Source organism: Bacillus sp. FAU20 (genome assembly GCF_056033865.1).
The window spans coordinates 264,604-281,968 of record NZ_JBVYHY010000021.1 but is presented as its reverse complement, the minus strand read 5'-3'; the positions used below and the strand labels follow the sequence as shown (position 1 = coordinate 281,968).

The window sequence follows — 17,365 nt, the reverse complement described above, 5'->3', positions numbered from 1 at the left end:
CGAATCTAAATCGCTACATAAGTAAGACTGTTTGTTGTTACTAATTTTAGATAACAACAAACAGTCTTTTTATTTTAAAAAGGAAAAAGCTTCTAAATATAAGTGTTATTATTTGAGTTTGTTTGTTGCTGTGATATTATAAAGTTATAAGCTTATTAATAATAAGTTTGAGGGGCGTAATATGATATATACATATGAAATAGCCTCAATTGAAAATTGGAGGGAATTATGATGGCAAAAGATTTTTACTCAGCAATTGAAGACAGAAGATCTATTTATGCAATTAGTAAAGAGCAAGTAGTTTCTGATGAGAAAATTCAAGAAGTGATTTATCATGCTGTAAAACATACACCTTCAGCTTTTAATTCTCAAAGTGCTCGCGTTGTTGTTTTATTAGGAGAACAACATGATAAATTATGGGATATTACGAAAGAAACGTTACGAAAAATTGTACCTGAAAATAACTTTGCACCTACTGAAGAAAAAATGAATGCATTTAAAAGTGGTTATGGAACGGTTTTATATTTTGAAGACAGTGAAGTAGTGGAAAGCCTTCAAGCTAACTTTGCATTATATAAAGATAATTTCCCAACTTGGTCTCAGCAATCATCAGGAATGTTACAATTTGCAATTTGGACAGCTTTAGAAATTGAAGGGTTTGGTGCTACGTTACAGCATTACAATCCGCTAATTGATGAAGAAGTGAGAAAAGAGTGGGATGTTCCAGAGAATTGGAAACTTATTGCACAAATGCCATTTGGTAAACCGGTAGTACAGGCTGGTGAAAAAGAATTCCAACCGCTAGAGGACCGTGTGAAAATTTATAAATAATTTGATAAAAGGTGAACAGGAATATAACCTGTTCACCTTTTTTATACGTAATAAGGTTTTTTTTGTCCGGCATTTTTCATCTGATTTTTTAATTCATTTTTACGTGTTTCAATAGCTGATACTTTTTGTAATGTTATCATTGAAACGAATTGAATAAAAGCATAGTATAGCTCTATGTTTTTTTGTATTGGATCATCTATTATATTTCTCACAAATATGCCTCCTCTTTTTATTCCAATAAAACTCCGTATTAATGGGCAGCCCGAGTGGTGAGGGTTAATAATTAGCGGAGGATGTATAAAACCCTTACTGATTAAAGTTTCATTTTATAAGGGAATGAAACTTTAATCAATTCGCTAAAATTCTTTTTTATTAAGATATGTATATAATACTATAAATATCCTATAAATTCCATTATGGGAAAAAGAGAACAATTGATATAGTGTGTGTTTTCTTTAAAGGAGAAATGGCTTTTTTGAAATAAATCTTACAATTCGTCAAATTATTTCAAAAATGTAGATAGTATAGAAATTTAGTTTTCTAAAAATATTATACTATTGATAAATAGAGTGATTTTTGTCATGATGAAAGTATACTTCATGTAAGGAGCTTTATAAGGAAATACATACTTGAGTTTGTATTAGGTTAATAGAATTTTTTATAAAAGATAGAAAAGGGATGTTTTATATTGAGATATTAAATGAAATGTCGAATTTTCATGCGATATATGAGAAATTTGAAAAAATCATTGCAAAAACACTGTGTTTAATGATAAAGTTCACATGAAGTTCACACGGATTTCACTTCGTTCATTTAAAATGAACTCTGTGTGAAAAATAAAACTCTTGCTAAAAAATGGAACTGGATGAATATTTTACTTTGATAATATTGTAAAGTATTAAGTTTTAATTTTTTTTTAAGAGGATAGTAGGGAAAGGAAGTAAAGACAACTTATGAAAAAAGTAATTGCAGGTTTAGCAGCAGCTTCTGTAGCTGGCGTTGCAGTTCCAGGAATGGATTCTGCTCATGCACAAGTTTCAAATGAAGCGCTAAAAGAAATTAATGGACAAACTCAAACTCAAACGACTGTAACTGAAACAAAAACTGTAGAAACAACTTCTGAATTAAAATACACAGTAACTGCTGATGTATTAAATGTTCGTTCAGGTGCTGGTACAGGACATAACGTTATTTCTAAAGTAAAATCAGGCCAAGTGCTACAAGTAGTTGGACAAGAAAATGGTTGGTTCAAAGTAAACGTAAATGGTCAAACAGGTTATGTAAGTGGTGACTTCGTAACGACTGGTGGCAAAACAGGAACGACTGTTCAACAAGGAACAGGTACTTACACAGTAAACGTTTCTTCACTTAACGTACGTACAGGCCCAAGTACATCTCATACAGTATTAGGTTCTGTAAATAAAGGTAAAACAGTACAAGTTGTAGGTGAAGTACAAGATTGGTTTAAAATCAACTTCAATGGTGGAACTGGATACGTAAGCAAAGACTTCGTAACAAAAGGTGGTTCTGCTGTATCTAACGAAACACAACAACCAACTACAAACAACAATACTACAACAGTTCAAACTGGTGGTTCTTATGTTGTTAACACTGGTGCTTTAAAAGTACGTACAGGCCCAGCTACATACAACGCTGTAATCGGTGGAGTAACAAATGGTAAAGTATTAAACGTTACTGGTGCTGAAAATGGTTGGTACAAAATTAACCATAACGGCCGCACAGGTTATGTAAGTGCAGACTTCGTTAAGTTTGTAAAAGGCGGAGTAAACAACGTTACAAATAACGTTCAACAACCAACAACAGGTGGAGATACATCTTCAATCGCTGGATTCGCTAGATCATTAAATGGTTCGCCATACAGACCTTCTGGTACAACACCTGATGGTTTTGACTGCAGTGGATTTATTCACTATGTATTAAATCAAACGGGTCATAAAGGCGCTCGTCAAACAGTTGCTGGATATTGGAGTTCTAAAACAAAGACTAACAATCCACAACCAGGTGATTTAGTATACTTCCAAAACACTTATAAACCAGGACCTTCTCACATGGGTGTTTACTTAGGAAACGGACAGTTCATTAGTGCTGAAACAACTGATACTGGCGTACGTATTAGTTCAGTAAGCAACTCTTACTGGAGCAAGCACCTTTTAGGTTACACAAAAGCATACTAAGAAAAAGTAGTTTTATATACTTTTTGTATAGAGAAAAGGCTTTCCAAGGAAACTTGGGAAGCCTTTTTATAGTTGAATGAATTGGAAGTTTAATAGTTTTTATTTTAACTTTCCATTTAAAAATCGATCATATAAGTCATGGAAATAGTTAGGACGAAATAGGTTCGCTGCATGTCCCGCTAAAGGTATTTCCTTATATAGAACGTTAGGCAAAATAGATTTCAAATCAAATAGACAAGATTTATAGAGATGATCATGCTCTCCCATTACCCATAGTATAGGGTGAGGAAGTGATTTTAATTTGGATTTTAAATCGAATTCTAATCGATGTCGTAATGACTGGGCAATTATGGATGAATGTAATTGTAATCCGAAACGGTAGTAAATATTTCTTGAAATGACTGCGAACGGATTTGCTTTTAGTATACCACTTGGAAAAATAGTATTTGCGTATTGAGAGAGCCATTTAGAGTATTCATCTCCTCGCTTCTCCCAAAAATTTTGAAATACATTATATAAACGAGAAGGGTTATTGTAATGTCCTCCAATATGACAAATACTTAATACTTTTTCTGGATGCATTTGCGCAAAAATTGTAGAGATGTAACAGCCGTAACTTAGCGCACAAATATGAGCTTTTTTAATACCTTCTTGTTCGTATAAGTTTAATAATTGATCTACGAGGCGCTGTAATGAAAAGTCGATTGCTTCACCTTTATCATCACCGTGACCTAATAAGTCATAAGTTATAATGTTGTAGGAGGCGGAAAATCGTTTTTGCTCCTTTTTGAAGGCGCGACGATTGCCAACTAATCCATGAATAAAAATAATTGTTTCCTTTTCAGAATGTATATTTGTTTGCAAAAAGGATACTCCTTTCACTAACTGGAGATTTATATGGTGTTTTAAATTATTTATCTATAATTTACATAGAATAATATTAAGTACCAGGTAATAATATCAGATGTTTATATCTGTTGTAAAGATGAGTTTTTATGTATATTTTGTAAAAATAGAAAAAGTGTGTTTACATTCAGTTTACATTTGTATCGTATTCTAATTTTAGAAAGAACAGTTTGGTTTAACACGAGGAGATGAACAGGAATGGAAGTTAGAAATGAAATGAAGAAAAAAGGGAGTTGGAGGCAGTTTTTACGCCTTATTCAAGATACAAATCCTCCGAAAGGAATTTTAGTTTTTGCGTTATTAATGAGTTTGCTTTCTACGGGAGCGAGTTTATTTATTCCTATGCTTACAAAAGGATTAGTAGATAATTTTTCGCTTTCTTCAATTAGTGCAGGACAAATTGTTGGATTAGTTGCTTTCTTTGTAATGCAAACTATTGCGGCAGGGTTGTCTATATATTTACTAAATTATATTGGGCAGAAGATTGTAGCGGGACTAAGAGAACGTTTGTGGAAAAAGGTACTTATCTTGCCGGTATCTTATTACGATCAAAATAGAACAGGTGATACAATTAGCCGTATGACGAATGATACAGGTGTAGTGAAAACGTTAATTTCTGAGCATTTGTCAAACTTATTAACAGGTGGTATTTCAATTGTTGGATCGTTAATTGTATTATTTGTTTTAGATTGGAAAATGACTGCGTTACTTTTAACGGTTATTCCGTTGTCTGTGTTAATTTTAGTTCCACTTGGACGAAAAATGTATAAGATTTCAAAAGCGCTTCAAGATGAAACGGCATCTTTTACAAGTGTGTTAACGCAAGTGTTATCAGAAATTCGTTTAGTGAAATCTTCAAATACAGAAAAAAGAGAATATGAAACGGGTAACACAGGTATACAAAAGTTATTACAATTTGGTTTGAAAGAAGGAAAAGTGCAAGCATTAATTTCGCCAGTTATGTCGTTTGTTTTAATGGCACTACTTGTTATTATCGTAGGATATGGCGGGATGCGAGTTTCTAGCGGTGCATTAACAACTGGTGAACTTGTAGCGTTTATTTTGTATTTAGTTCAAATTGTAATGCCGATGAGTCAATTATCTATGTTCTTTACACAATTCCAAAAGGCAATTGGTGCGACGGAAAGAATTAGTACGATTTTAGAATATGAAGTAGAAGATCATGAAACTGGTGTGAAAGTGACAAATGCTAAGCAACCGATCGTTCTTGAAAATGTACATTTTGAGTATAACGAAGAAGAGCAAGTTTTAAAAAATATTGATTTCACAATTGAATCTGGAAAAGTGACAGCGATTGTAGGACCAAGTGGTAGTGGGAAAACAACGTTATTCTCATTATTGGAACGTTTTTATGAGCCAACCAGTGGTGCCATTAAATTAGGAAAAGAATCAGTTACGAGTTATTCATTAGAGTCATGGCGACGTCAAATCGGTTACGTATCACAAGATAGTCCGTTAATTGATGGAACGATTCGTGATAATATTTGTTATGGCGTTGAGGGCGAAGTAACGGATGAAGAAATTGAAAAAGTAGCAGCAATGGCATATGTTGATGCATTTATTTATGACTTACCAAACGGTTATGCAACAGAAGTTGGAGAACGTGGTGTGAAGCTTTCTGGGGGACAAAGACAGCGGATTGCCATTGCCCGAGCGTTACTTCGAAATCCGCAAATTCTTATGTTAGATGAGGCGACTTCAAGCTTAGATAGTAAATCTGAGTCTGTCGTTCAAAAAGCGTTAAATAACTTAATGAAAGGCAGAACAACGTTAGTAATTGCGCATAGACTTTCTACTGTTGTAGATGCAGATAAAATTGTCTTTATTGAGAAAGGGAATCTTACAGGTAGTGGTACGCATGATGAATTATTACAGACGCATGATATGTATCGTGAGTTTGCAACGCAGCAATTGAAAATTAAAGAGGGGGCATTATAAAATGAATCATCAGTGGGATTTTACTCAACTGATGATTCATTTTTAAACAATATATTAGATGCTAAGTAGAAAGGAAATGGTTCCTTTGATACCTAAAATTTTAATAGTAGATGACGATCCACACATTAGAGAACTCGTTTCGGTATTTTTAGAACGAGAAGGTTTTCAAACATATGAGGCAATTGATGGAGTAGATGCACTTCAGAAAATGGATGACGTAAAAGTCGATATGGTTATTCTTGATATCATGATGCCAAATATGGATGGATTTGATGTATGTTTTGAATTAAGAAAATACTATGATATCCCGGTTCTGATGCTAACGGCCAAAGGGGAAACATCACAAAAAGTAAAAGGATTTCACCTTGGGACAGATGATTATCTTGTAAAACCATTTGACCCTATAGAACTAGTAGTGAGGGTAAAGGCATTATTGAAACGTTACCAAATTACAGTTTCCCAATCGATTCAAGTTGGAAATGTATTATTAAATCGTAAAACATTCGAAGTTACATCTGGAGAACAAACGGTTACGTTACCGTTAAAAGAATTTGAGCTGCTCTTTACTTTAGGGTCTAAATCGGGAAGAACTTGTTCGAGAGAGCAATTAATTGAAGAAATATGGGGATATGATTTTGAAGGGAATGAACGTACACTAGACGTTCATATTAATCGGTTACGTGAGAAGTTTCAAGAAGAGCAGTCGAAATTTAGTATTAAAACAATAAGAGGATTAGGGTATCGCTTAGAGGTAAGTAAATGAGAAAAAGAAAACGATTGAGTAAGTTGAAGATGCTGAAAGTATTTGGAGCGGTATTAGCGCTCTTTTCTTTTCTTACTATCATTTGGTCTATCGCATTTTATGTAGCAACTAGTATATTGAATGTTTTTGACGTAAACGTATCGCCGTTTGTTACCTTTCTAATTAGTGATATGGTCGGTTTTGTATTTATTATTTTTATTTGGACATTGATTGGAATATTAATGAGACCAAAACGAGAGGCGATGATTTGGACTATTATTGAACCGATACAAAAAATTGCAAAAGGAGACTTCTCTGTAAAAATAAGAAATGAAGAAAAGTATGATGGTGAAATTGGCGTGCTCGTAAAAAGTATAAATGATATGACAGATGAACTGAATACGATGGAGAAAATGAGACAAGAGTTTGTATCGAATGTTTCTCATGAAATACAGTCACCATTAACTTCTATAAAAGGATTTGCTAGAGCACTACAAGACGATAATCTTTCTGAGGAAAAAAGAAAGCATTATCTTACCATTATTGAAACTGAAACAACGAGATTATCTAAACTAAGTCAAAACTTATTGAAGCTAACTCTTTTAGAATCAGATGAGTATACACCAGAAAGAGTGAGCTATCGATTAGATCAACAATTAAAGCAAATTGTGTTAAATAGTGAACCACTCTGGGCTGAAAAAGAAATTGAGTTAGAACTAGATTTAGAAAAAGTACATGTTATTGCTGACCAAGAAAGTATGAGTCAAGTGTGGATTAATTTAATTCATAATAGTATTAAATTTACTCCAAGCGGTGGTACAATTACTATTCAGTTAAAGGAACATGAGACAGTAGTGGAAGTGCTTATCCGTGATTCAGGAATTGGTATATCAGAAGAACAGAAACAACATATTTTTGAGCGTTTTTATAAAGCGGATTCTTCACGAAATCGTGCCTATGGAGGAAGTGGCTTAGGTTTAGCTATTGTAAAGAAAGTACTCGACCTTCATCAAGGAGAGATAAAAGTGGAGAGTGAGGAAGGAAAAGGTACTGAATTTATTGTACGTATTCCTAATTATGAAGAAAAATAGTGTAGTGATAAAGAACCATTTTTTATTTCATACCCAGACACTCTTTTATGAGGAGGGTGTCTTTATTTTGCATGAATAATGATAAATACGTGCAATGAATGCATAGTAATTTTCTATAGTTACCTATAAGTAACCTACGCACATGAAAGTGCATCATTGCCTTTTTACATAAACATAGATACAATTTTAATATAATACATAACTGAAATGATTAAGGAGTGTTATACTTGGCAGAATTATTACAAGGCAAAAATGCTTTAATTACAGGAGCAGGTAGAGGGATTGGTCGCGCTGTAGCGATTGCATTAGCGAAAGAAGGCGTAAATGTAGGACTTTTAGCTCGCTCAGAAGAAAACTTAAAAGCTGTAGCGAAAGAAGTAGAAGCAGAAGGCGTAAAAGCTGTTATTGCAACTGCAGATGTTTCTTCTTACGAAGAAGTAACAACTGCGATTGAAACGTTAAAAAATGGTTTAGGATCTATTGATATTTTAATTAATAACGCTGGTATTTCTAAATTCGGTAAGTTTTTAGAACTAGACGTTGCTGATTGGGAAAAAATCATTCAAGTAAACTTAATGGGTGTATACTATGCAACTCGTGCAGCTTTACCGAGCATGATTGAACAACAATCTGGTGATATCATTAACATTTCATCTACAGCAGGACAAAAAGGTGCACCTGTAACAAGTGCATATAGTGCTTCTAAATTTGGTGTCCTTGGCTTAACAGAATCGTTAGCGATGGAAGTTCGCAAACATAACATTCGTGTAACAGCTTTAACTCCAAGTACAGTAGCAACTGATATGGCTGTAGATTTAGGATTAACTGATGGAAACCCTGATAAAGTAATGCAAGCGGAAGATATTGCAGAATTTATCGTAGCGCAGCTGAAATTAAATAAACGTACATTTATTAAATCTGCTGGACTTTGGTCTACTAATCCATAGGAATTAAATTTATATTTAAAAGAAGGGATAGATGTCCCTTCTTTATTTTTTGTATTCGAGACAGAATTTTCTGTATAATTAAAAGTGAATGGTAGAAAGCATTGGTAAATTGAAAGGAATGGCAGTTGTAAAAGAGTGATGTAAGGAGGGAAAAGGGATGAAAAAGAAGTTTCAAAAATTATAACATGTATCGTGTATAACGAGATTAGCTCGTGGACCTCCAGTATACATAGCATTATATTGTATATTAAAAAATTGGAGGCTATAAATAGATGAGAACTGAAAAAGAAATGCTAGACGTAATTATAAATATAGCAAAAGAGGATGAAAGAATTCGAGCAGTTATCATGAATGGATCGCGTGTAAATCCAAATGTGAAAAGAGATTGTTTTCAAGACTATGATATTATGTATGTTGTAAATGATATACAATCTTTTACGTCTAATCATAATTGGATTCATAGATTTGGAGAAATAATGATTGTACAAATGCCAGAAGAAATGTCGTTAGTTCCACCAGATGAAGACGGGAAGTTTCCATATTTAATGCAGTTCATGGATGGGAATCGGATTGATTTAACGCTAGTTCCAGTTGAGTTAATACAAAAGTTCGTTGGACAAGATAGTTTAAGTAAACTGCTTCTTGATAAAGATAATTCTCTGGAAGAATTCCCACCAGCAAGCGATAAAGATTACTTAGTAAAAAAGCCTACAGAAAAAGAGTTTTTAGATTGCTGTAATGAATTTTGGTGGTGTAGTACGAATATCGCAAAAGGGTTATGGAGAGAGGAGCTTTCTTATGCAAAAGGAATGCTTGAAGGACCAGTGCGAGATATGTTCATCGTAATGCTAGAATGGTATATTGGTATGAAAACAGACTTTACAGTTAATACAGGGAAGTTTGGAAAGCATTTTGAGCAATATATTGAAGAAGATATGTGGGAGCAATTTAAAAGAACATTTTCTAATGCAGAATATGAAAACATATGGGATTCATTCTTTGTCATGGGTGATTTATTTAGGGAAGTGGCGAACGAAATTGCTAACACGTATGAATATCAATATCCGCAAGATGATGATGATAAAGTGACGAACTATTTAAAACATGTGAAAGCTTTGCCAAAAGATAGTACATCGATTTATTAATAATAGTAAGCAGTAAGACTGTCCTAATTAAGGACAGTCTTATTTTTGTTTATGAATAACAATTTCTCTAACAAAGTGCAGATGAATCACATATGAAAATTTAGGGAGGTTTTTTATCATGTATTATTTTTATTCGCCAGAAATGTTTGCTCCATATCAATGGGGACTAGAACGAGATGTTTCGTATGCTTATATGCCATATAACTCATTTTATTATGGAGACTATATAAGCGCATTGCCATACGCATATATCCCTCAAAGCTATGAAGTACAAATGAAAGCAGATGATCGTGGATCGTGGACACCATTTACATGGGTTGAAAAATATGCGTACGCATTTTCAGGACCGTATAATAAAGCGGAAGTAGCTCTTACATTTGATGATGGACCAGATTCAGAATTCACGCCAAAAATATTAGATAAGTTAAAACAACATAATGTAAAAGCTACTTTTTTCTTACTTGGTGAAAACGCAGAAAAATTTCCGAACGTAGTAAAGCGTATTGCGAATGAAGGGCATGTAATTGGTAATCATACGTATAGTCATCCGAACTTAGCGAAAGTAAATGAGGATGAGTACCGTAATCAAATTATAAAAACGGAAGAAATATTAAATCGTTTAGCTGGTTATGCACCGAAGTTTATACGTCCGCCATACGGTGAAATACTTGAAAATCAATTAAAATGGGCCACAGAGCAAAATTTTATGATTGTACAGTGGAGTGTTGATACGGTTGATTGGAAAGGTGTGAGTGCTGATACGATTACAAATAATGTGTTAGGGAATTCATTTCCTGGAAGTGTCATCCTCCAACATTCAACACCAGGTGGGCATTTACAAGGATCTGTAGATGCACTAGACAAAATCATTCCGCAGTTAAAAACGAAAGGGGCACGTTTTGTAACACTTCCAAGTATGTTCCAGACATCAAAAGAAAGAAAGTAAATGTGTTATAAATTGGAAAAATAAGGTTTGTTTCGTATAATGAAAGTGTAAGTTAGGGGGGATATAATTGATTTATGCACTAGTAAACATAGGAATAAGCATATTGATTAGTATTATTTTTATACTTGCGGCAATTATTCTTCAAAAAAATCCACCGACCGATATTAATGCGGCATATGGTTATCGTACGAAACGATCTATGAAAAATAAGGAATTATGGGGTGCGGGTAACAGGTATAGTGCAGAAGTGATGAAGCAAAATGGATTCATCATGATGTTAATTGGAAGTGTTATTAGTATACTGTTTAGATATCCACATACAATAATAGCGATTATGGTGGTTATGCTGTTATTAATTATTCGTTTATTTATACAAGTAGAGAATAAATTAAAGATACTTGAACAATAATAAAAAAAAGGACTCTACGCAATATTATGCTAAGAGTCCTATTTTATTTATAAACTATTATTTTTTAATAATTCTTTTCCTTTCTCTATAACAAATTCATAGTATGCAAGATCATACGGGTAAATATCTTCAAATGTTATTGTAATTGGTTTATTGTTTAAAACAGAAATAGCTGTAAAAGATGAAATTTCTCCATTTAATAGTTGTAGAAAAGAAGTTGCATGTACTTTCATCACATCGTCTACTTCTTCACCTGGTGCGAATGGAAGTGGATTGATGACATTGTGGAAATACATATGACAAAACTCGCGATCCGTAAGATTTGAAATTTCATAATCTATTTTAAAAATGCCCTTGTATGCTAAATCAGTCGTTTGGAAAGAAAGCCCTAATTCCTCTTCAATTTCACGAAGACCACCACTTTGTACATCTTCATCATGCATAATATGTCCGGCTGAAGTAATATCCCAAATGTTTGGAGCTTCTTTTTTATTTTTAGAGCGTAATTGGAAATATAAGAATATATCTTTAGCATCTTTTTCTACAAACCAACAATGAAATGTTTCGTGCCAATCACCGTCACGATGCACTTCATCGCGCAATTTCTTCCCAAGTGTATTTCTTTCAGAATCAAATATTGTTAACCACTCTGTCATTTTAATTCCCCTTTCTGCAAATTTTATTATACAATATCCGTATTGAATTTTGGGAAAATAAAGAAAAAGGGGAGATTATAAGTGGAGATAGAGCGTATGGAAATAAAATCGATTATTTCAACAGAGGAAGAGTTACGGAAAATATTAGGGAAACCAAGTGAGCGAGCATTGAAAAAAGTTATTTCATCATTAGACCACCATTGTGTAGATTTCCTTTCTAAATCTCCTTTTCTAGTATTATCTACTGCAAATAAGTTGGGGGAGTGTGACGCCTCGCCGAGAGGAGACGCACCTGGATTTGTATACGTACTCAATAATAATAAAATTATCATTCCAGAAAGACCAGGAAATCGTCGTATAGACTCCATTTTGAATATTATTTCAAATCCACGTGTAGGACTAATCTTTTTTATTCCAGGTCTTGGGGAGACACTCAGAATAAATGGCCGAGCGTATATTACAAACGACGAAGAAATTTTGAAAGAAATGCAGGCGAATGGACGTAATCCGTTGCTTGGAATTGTTGTTGAAATAGAAGAGTGTTACATTCATTGTGCAAAAGCGTTTATTCGTTCTAAGATGTGGGATCCAGAATCTTGGTTACATAAAAAAGAGTTACCTTCAGCAGCAAAAATGTTGTTAGAGCATGCGAAAGTGAATGCTTCAGAAGAAGATGTTGCACGTTCTTTAGAAGAAAGTTATACAAAAAGATTGTATTAAAAATTTTATTGATATAATTTTGTAAGGTGAGTATGTACGGGTTTTAGAATGGGAATTTATCCCGCATTAACGGGCAGTAACACCCCTACCTCAAAATTCAGCGAAAGCAAAGAAGTTAGGTGGGGATCAACTGCCGGTAAAAGCCCGAATGGTGAAGGCTAATAATCAGTGGGGATGAACAAAATCCCCACTGATTAAAGTTTCACTTTATATATGAACCGTTGATTTATAAACTGGAGAAATGACAAAATAGGTAAATTGAGTGGCAGTTGCATAATGCTATTGTGAAATATAATAAAAAATTATTTTAAAAATAGTTAGTAAAAATAGGCTTGCTTTTTAAAAATTTGATAACTATAATAAATTAACAAATAGACATGAACGAAAAAGTAATGATAAGGACACGAAATCATTTTTACGGTTTACAGAGAGGGAAGCCAAGGGTGTGAGCTTCCTAACACGAGAAATGATTTTACCACCTTTGAACTTCAATAGTGAACGAGTAATCTAGTAATTATTGGCGGTATCAGCCGTTATCTGAACTTGAGCAATCTAGGAGGAAATACGTCTAGATTGGAACAAGGGTGGAACCACGAAAACACATTCGTCCCTTTCCTAGGGATGAGTGTGTTTTTTTATGGTATAAGAGATTGAAAATTTAAAATAATTAAAAATAGTATTGATTTTGTTTTTTATGCGAGTATAATGAGTTAACAAATAAACATGAACGAAAAAGTAACGATAAGGACACGAAATCATTTTTACGGTTTACAGAGAGGGAAGCCAAGGGTGTGAGCTTCCTAACACGAGAAATGATTTTACCACCTTTGAACTTCAATAGTGAACGAGTAATCTAGTAATTATTGGCGGTATCAGCCGTTATCTGAACTTGAGCAATCTAGGGAGAAATACGTCTAGATTGGAACAAGGGTGGAACCACGAAAACACATTCGTCCCTTTCCTAGGGATGGGTGTGTTTTTTTACTTTGAAAGGAGGTGCAGTAACATGGAACGATTTGTACGTACGGAAATAACCACCACCTGCATGATTAAAAAGCAGAGTAAGGTGATTGATAGAGATAAATAATAAAATTGTAGGAGGAGATTAGAAGATGAATAACGTTATAAATGTTGGGGTATTAGGTTTAGGTACGGTCGGAAGTGGTGTTGTCCATATTTTGAAAGAACATTATAAAAAAATCGCTCTTGATACAGGATACGAAGTGAAAGTGAAAACAGTCGTTGTACGTGATTTGGAAAAAGAACGCGATGTTTGTATTGACGGAATTGCAGTAACAAGTCATGCAGATGAAGTTCTAAATGATTCAAATATTGATATTGTAGTAGAGGTAATGGGCGGAATTGAAGAAGCAAAACAGCATATTGTTAAGGCTTTACGAAATAAAAAACATGTCGTAACAGCAAATAAAGATTTAATGGCTGTATATGGTGCAGAGCTTCTTCAACTGGCGAACGATAATGATTGTGATTTATGTTACGAAGCGAGTGTAGCGGGCGGTATTCCAGTGTTAAGAGGATTAACGGATGGATTAGCTTCAGATCAAATTGAAAAAATAATGGGAATTGTAAATGGTACAACAAATTATATGTTAACAAAAATGAGTCAAAATGGATGGTCTTATGAAGAGGCTTTACAGGAAGCACAAAAATTAGGCTTTGCAGAATCGGATCCGACAGCAGATGTAGATGGACTAGATGCGGCGAGAAAAGTAGCAATTCTTGCAAACTTAGGTTTTTCGATGAATGTTTCATTAGATGATGTGCAAGTAAGAGGGATTCGAAAGGTCGAAAAAGAAGATTTACAAATGGCTGAAAAGTTAGGATTTACTATGAAGTTAATTGGTAAGGCTGAAAAACAAGGACCAGCCATTCATTTAAGTGTAGAACCGACGCTTTTACCGAGCCAGCATCCATTATCAAATGTGAATAATGAATTTAATGCGGTGTATGTTCATGGCCAAGCGGTAGGAGAAGTAATGTTTTATGGACCCGGAGCTGGGAAGTTACCGACTGGTTCTGCTGTAGTAAGTGATATTATTTCAATCGTTAAAAATATGAATCAAGTTCCGAAAAATAAAAGTGCGTTAAAAGAACCAGTTCCTTATGAATTACAAGGTGATGAAGAAGTAGTTTCGAAATATTTCTTACGTATTTCATTACGAGATGAGCCTGGGATGTTACAGAAAATAACAGAATGTTTCGTTAATTATTCTGTAAGTTTAAAAGAAGTTATTCAATTACCTTTAAACCGTGAACTGGCAGAAGTCGTGGTTGTGACACATCGAACTTCCAAGTATCAATTCGAACGAGTTTTAGAAGCGATAGAAGCTGTCGCAAGTGAAATAAACAGTTACTACATTATTGAGGAGGAAAAACAATATGTATAAAGGACTATTAAAACAGTATGCGTCTTATTTACCGGTGAATGAAAATACACCTGATGTCAGCTTAATGGAAGGAAACACACCACTTATTCCATTATTAAATATATCAAAACAATTAGGGATTCAGCTATATGGTAAGTACGAAGGAGCGAATCCGACAGGTTCTTTTAAAGATCGTGGCATGGTCATGGCAGTTGCTAAGGCGAAAGAAGAAGGTTCAGAAGCAATCATTTGTGCATCAACAGGTAATACATCAGCATCAGCTGCAGCATATGCGGCACGTCTTGGGATGAAATGCATTATCGTAATACCGGAAGGAAAGATTGCACATGGAAAATTAGCACAAGCAGTTGCCTATGGTGCTGAAATCATTTCAATAGAAGGGAATTTCGATGATGCACTTAAGGCTGTAAGAAATATTGCTGCAGAAGAGCCAATTACGTTAGTAAACTCAGTAAATCCTTATCGAATTGAAGGGCAAAAAACGGCAGCATTTGAAATTTGTGACCAATTGCAAAATGCACCAGATGTTCTAGCTATCCCTGTTGGGAACGCAGGAAATATTACAGCATATTGGAAAGGTTTCTGTGAATATGAGAAAGAAAAAGGTTATAAGAAGCCAAGAATTCATGGCTTTGAAGCGGAAGGAGCAGCTGCAATTGTAAAAGGGCATGTAATTGAAGAGCCTGAAACAATTGCAACAGCGATTCGAATCGGTAACCCGGCAAGTTGGTCATACGCAGTAGAGGCTGCTGAGCAGTCTCACGGTGAAATAGATATGGTATCAGATGAAGAAATTTTACATGCGTATAGGTTATTGGCAAAAACTGAAGGAGTTTTCGCTGAACCGGGATCAAATGCTTCATTAGCCGGCGTAATTAAACATGTTCAATCTGGAAAAATCAAAAAGGGAGAAACAGTTGTTGCAGTATTAACTGGAAATGGTTTGAAGGATCCTGATATCGCTATTTCTTCAAATCAACTAGACATCGCAAGTGTGTCAAATGATATAGAACAAATTAAAGATCATATTAAAGGGGTGATTATGTCGTGATACCATTTAGCGTTCGTGTCTCTGCTAGTACGGCGAATGTTGGTCCTGGATTTGATTCAGTTGGAATAGCTTTGTCATTGTATTTAGATGTGGTGGTTAAAGAAAAAGCTGATAAATGGCAAGTAATCCATTCCTTTGAAGAATCAATTCCGACAGACGATAAAAATTTAATCGTTAGCACGGCATGTAAAGTATGTCCTTCTATATCACCCCATATAATAGAAGTTACTAGTAATATCCCATTAACGAGAGGGCTAGGAAGTAGTGCATCAGCAATTGTAGCCGGGATAGAGCTTGCGAATCAACTAGGCAATTTGAACTTAACTGCTGATCAAAAAGTTCAAATTGCTACAAATTTTGAAGGACATCCTGATAATGTTGCTGCTTCTATATTAGGTGGAACTGTAATTGGAGCACTTGATGGAAAGGATGTTTCCGTCGTAAGAATTGAGAGCAAGGAATTGGGTGTAATTTCTCTCATTCCGAATGCAGAATTAAATACAGATGAAAGTCGATCTGTATTACCAAAGATGTTTCCGTTTCATGAGGCAGTTAAAGCTAGTGCGATAAGTAACGTATTAGTAGCTGCATTATGTCAAAAGCGGTGGGAAGTTGTAGGTGAAATGATGGAGAGAGACCATTTTCACGAACCATATCGTTTAGAACTCGTACCATTATTACCATCTATTCGTAAATGCGCAAAAGAATTTGGTGCGTACGGCACAGCACTTAGCGGTGCGGGGCCATCTATTTTTATATTAACGCCATATGAGAAACGTCAAGAAATCGCTGAGCAATTAGCGAGAGTATTTACAGATATGAAAGTATGTGAGCTTGAAATCGACCATAAAGGTATTATTGTAAATAAGGAAGAGCATATTGGAACGTAAAGAAAGCTGGCATGGCTAGCTTTCTTTACGTTGCAAACCTATTTTAAATTAGGTTTTTTCGGAAAAAATATAAAACAAATGTTGATTTTGAATAATGTAAGTAAAGAGTGCATTCATTTTGGAGGTGATTAAATGAATAAAGAGTCACCAGAAGAAAAAAGAGAGCGTATGAGACAAAGTGAATTAAAAAGTAATCCTACGGGTTCTTTACGTGACGGACTCAATAGGGCGGAAACGGGTAGTCCAGTTGATATAGCAGGCGGTATGAATTGGAAAGGTACAGGAATAATCATTTTAGTACTACTTTTAGGATACATTGTATACACTTATTTTTTCAGTTGAAGAATGCTTGTTAAAATTTTGATTTGTTTAGTTTCATAATTGTTGAGAAAAAATGCAGTTACTGTATTACATATCTTCTAAGCGAATTATAGTTGTTCATATCAACTTTTAATACTCCAAACAGAGC

17 protein-coding genes and 2 other annotated features are annotated in these 17,365 nt (G+C 34.4%); of the genes, 14 read left to right on the top strand and 3 right to left on the bottom strand.

What is annotated here, in order from left to right; all coding sequences use genetic code 11:
• Nucleotides 1–228: 228 nt before the first annotated feature.
• Entirely contained in the window at nucleotides 229–831 is a 603-nt protein-coding gene (locus AC0OM3_RS15230) for a nitroreductase family protein (protein ID WP_002163947.1), read from the top strand.
• A gap of 41 nt (nucleotides 832–872) precedes the next feature.
• Here the strand turns inward: AC0OM3_RS15230 and AC0OM3_RS15225 are convergent, their stop codons facing one another.
• Nucleotides 873–1,043, bottom strand: coding sequence for a hypothetical protein (locus tag AC0OM3_RS15225; protein ID WP_001244278.1), 171 nt, complete (start codon nucleotides 1,041–1,043; stop codon nucleotides 873–875).
• A gap of 741 nt (nucleotides 1,044–1,784) precedes the next feature.
• On the opposite strand from AC0OM3_RS15225, the gene entFM reads away from it, so the two are divergent.
• The gene (entFM, locus tag AC0OM3_RS15220) at nucleotides 1,785–3,026 is read left to right on the top strand and encodes an enterotoxin EntFM (RefSeq protein ID WP_202822543.1); all 1,242 of its coding nucleotides are present in this window, start codon (nucleotides 1,785–1,787) and stop codon (nucleotides 3,024–3,026) included.
• Between the two features lie 99 nt (nucleotides 3,027–3,125).
• On the opposite strand, the gene AC0OM3_RS15215 is transcribed toward entFM, so the two are convergent.
• On the bottom strand, nucleotides 3,126–3,890 hold the full coding sequence (locus AC0OM3_RS15215; RefSeq protein ID WP_001194306.1) for an alpha/beta fold hydrolase: 765 nt from the start codon (nucleotides 3,888–3,890) through the stop codon (nucleotides 3,126–3,128).
• Nucleotides 3,891–4,130: 240 nt separating this feature from the next.
• Between AC0OM3_RS15215 and AC0OM3_RS15210 the strand changes: the two genes are divergently transcribed.
• From AC0OM3_RS15210 to AC0OM3_RS15180, 7 genes are all read left to right on the top strand, one after another.
• Nucleotides 4,131–5,891 carry an ABC transporter ATP-binding protein gene (locus AC0OM3_RS15210; protein WP_061884069.1) on the top strand — a complete coding sequence of 587 codons (1,761 nt, stop codon included), beginning with the start codon at nucleotides 4,131–4,133 and terminating at the stop codon, nucleotides 5,889–5,891.
• Nucleotides 5,892–5,976: 85 nt separating this feature from the next.
• Nucleotides 5,977–6,654, top strand: coding sequence for an envelope stress response regulator transcription factor HitR (gene hitR, locus AC0OM3_RS15205; protein WP_000612414.1), 678 nt, complete (start codon nucleotides 5,977–5,979; stop codon nucleotides 6,652–6,654).
• On the top strand, nucleotides 6,651–7,724 hold the full coding sequence (gene hitS, locus AC0OM3_RS15200) for an envelope stress sensor histidine kinase HitS (protein ID WP_001231607.1): 1,074 nt from the start codon (nucleotides 6,651–6,653) through the stop codon (nucleotides 7,722–7,724). Before hitR ends, hitS begins: the two co-directional genes overlap by 4 nt.
• Nucleotides 7,725–7,951: 227 nt before the next feature.
• A complete protein-coding gene (locus AC0OM3_RS15195; RefSeq protein ID WP_000818985.1) occupies nucleotides 7,952–8,671 on the top strand; it encodes a 3-ketoacyl-ACP reductase in 720 nt (239 codons plus the stop codon).
• 272 nt (nucleotides 8,672–8,943) lie between these two features.
• A complete protein-coding gene (locus AC0OM3_RS15190; protein ID WP_001258537.1) occupies nucleotides 8,944–9,816 on the top strand; it encodes an aminoglycoside 6-adenylyltransferase in 873 nt (290 codons plus the stop codon).
• Nucleotides 9,817–9,934: 118 nt separating this feature from the next.
• Complete coding sequence (locus tag AC0OM3_RS15185) at nucleotides 9,935–10,762, top strand: peptidoglycan-N-acetylglucosamine deacetylase (RefSeq protein WP_474212280.1); 828 nt, start codon at nucleotides 9,935–9,937, stop codon at nucleotides 10,760–10,762.
• A 67-nt stretch (nucleotides 10,763–10,829) separates the two neighbouring features.
• Nucleotides 10,830–11,171 (top strand): SdpI family protein, encoded by a 342-nt coding sequence (locus tag AC0OM3_RS15180; protein WP_000638563.1) that lies wholly within the window; start codon nucleotides 10,830–10,832, stop codon nucleotides 11,169–11,171.
• 47 nt (nucleotides 11,172–11,218) lie between these two features.
• Here AC0OM3_RS15180 and AC0OM3_RS15175 read toward each other — a convergent pair whose 3' ends face one another.
• Nucleotides 11,219–11,827 carry an NUDIX hydrolase gene (locus tag AC0OM3_RS15175; RefSeq protein ID WP_000141385.1) on the bottom strand — a complete coding sequence of 203 codons (609 nt, stop codon included), beginning with the start codon at nucleotides 11,825–11,827 and terminating at the stop codon, nucleotides 11,219–11,221.
• An 81-nt stretch (nucleotides 11,828–11,908) separates the two neighbouring features.
• Here AC0OM3_RS15175 and AC0OM3_RS15170 point away from each other — a divergent pair, with 81 nt between their 5' ends.
• From AC0OM3_RS15170 to AC0OM3_RS15150, 5 genes are all read left to right on the top strand, one after another.
• Entirely contained in the window at nucleotides 11,909–12,547 is a 639-nt protein-coding gene (locus tag AC0OM3_RS15170) for a pyridoxamine 5'-phosphate oxidase family protein (protein ID WP_000402131.1), read from the top strand.
• 383 nt (nucleotides 12,548–12,930) lie between these two features.
• Nucleotides 12,931–13,162, top strand: a binding site (T-box leader).
• Between the two features lie 114 nt (nucleotides 13,163–13,276).
• Nucleotides 13,277–13,508, top strand: a binding site (T-box leader).
• Between the two features lie 151 nt (nucleotides 13,509–13,659).
• A complete protein-coding gene (locus AC0OM3_RS15165) occupies nucleotides 13,660–14,955 on the top strand; it encodes a homoserine dehydrogenase (RefSeq protein WP_001066901.1) in 1,296 nt (431 codons plus the stop codon).
• Nucleotides 14,948–16,006, top strand: a complete 1,059-nt coding sequence (gene thrC / locus AC0OM3_RS15160) for a threonine synthase (RefSeq protein WP_474212276.1) — start codon at nucleotides 14,948–14,950, stop codon at nucleotides 16,004–16,006. Before AC0OM3_RS15165 ends, thrC begins: the two co-directional genes overlap by 8 nt.
• The gene (gene thrB, locus AC0OM3_RS15155) at nucleotides 16,003–16,896 is read left to right on the top strand and encodes a homoserine kinase (protein ID WP_151522704.1); all 894 of its coding nucleotides are present in this window, start codon (nucleotides 16,003–16,005) and stop codon (nucleotides 16,894–16,896) included. Before thrC ends, thrB begins: the two co-directional genes overlap by 4 nt.
• 132 nt (nucleotides 16,897–17,028) lie before the next feature.
• Nucleotides 17,029–17,238 (top strand): DUF6366 family protein, encoded by a 210-nt coding sequence (locus AC0OM3_RS15150; protein ID WP_001031483.1) that lies wholly within the window; start codon nucleotides 17,029–17,031, stop codon nucleotides 17,236–17,238.
• Nucleotides 17,239–17,365 lie beyond the last annotated feature (127 nt).

Coding starts and splice junctions, on each gene's coding strand:
- AC0OM3_RS15230 (WP_002163947.1), top strand. CDS start 229: ATGATGGCAAAAGATTTTTACTCAGCAATTGAAGACAGAAGATCTATT.
- entFM (WP_202822543.1), top strand. CDS start 1,785: ATGAAAAAAGTAATTGCAGGTTTAGCAGCAGCTTCTGTAGCTGGCGTT.
- AC0OM3_RS15210 (WP_061884069.1), top strand. CDS start 4,131: ATGGAAGTTAGAAATGAAATGAAGAAAAAAGGGAGTTGGAGGCAGTTT.
- hitS (WP_001231607.1), top strand. CDS start 6,651: ATGAGAAAAAGAAAACGATTGAGTAAGTTGAAGATGCTGAAAGTATTT.
- AC0OM3_RS15190 (WP_001258537.1), top strand. CDS start 8,944: ATGAGAACTGAAAAAGAAATGCTAGACGTAATTATAAATATAGCAAAA.
- AC0OM3_RS15185 (WP_474212280.1), top strand. CDS start 9,935: ATGTATTATTTTTATTCGCCAGAAATGTTTGCTCCATATCAATGGGGA.
- AC0OM3_RS15175 (WP_000141385.1), bottom strand. CDS start 11,827: ATGACAGAGTGGTTAACAATATTTGATTCTGAAAGAAATACACTTGGG.
- AC0OM3_RS15165 (WP_001066901.1), top strand. CDS start 13,660: ATGAATAACGTTATAAATGTTGGGGTATTAGGTTTAGGTACGGTCGGA.
- thrC (WP_474212276.1), top strand. CDS start 14,948: ATGTATAAAGGACTATTAAAACAGTATGCGTCTTATTTACCGGTGAAT.
- AC0OM3_RS15150 (WP_001031483.1), top strand. CDS start 17,029: ATGAATAAAGAGTCACCAGAAGAAAAAAGAGAGCGTATGAGACAAAGT.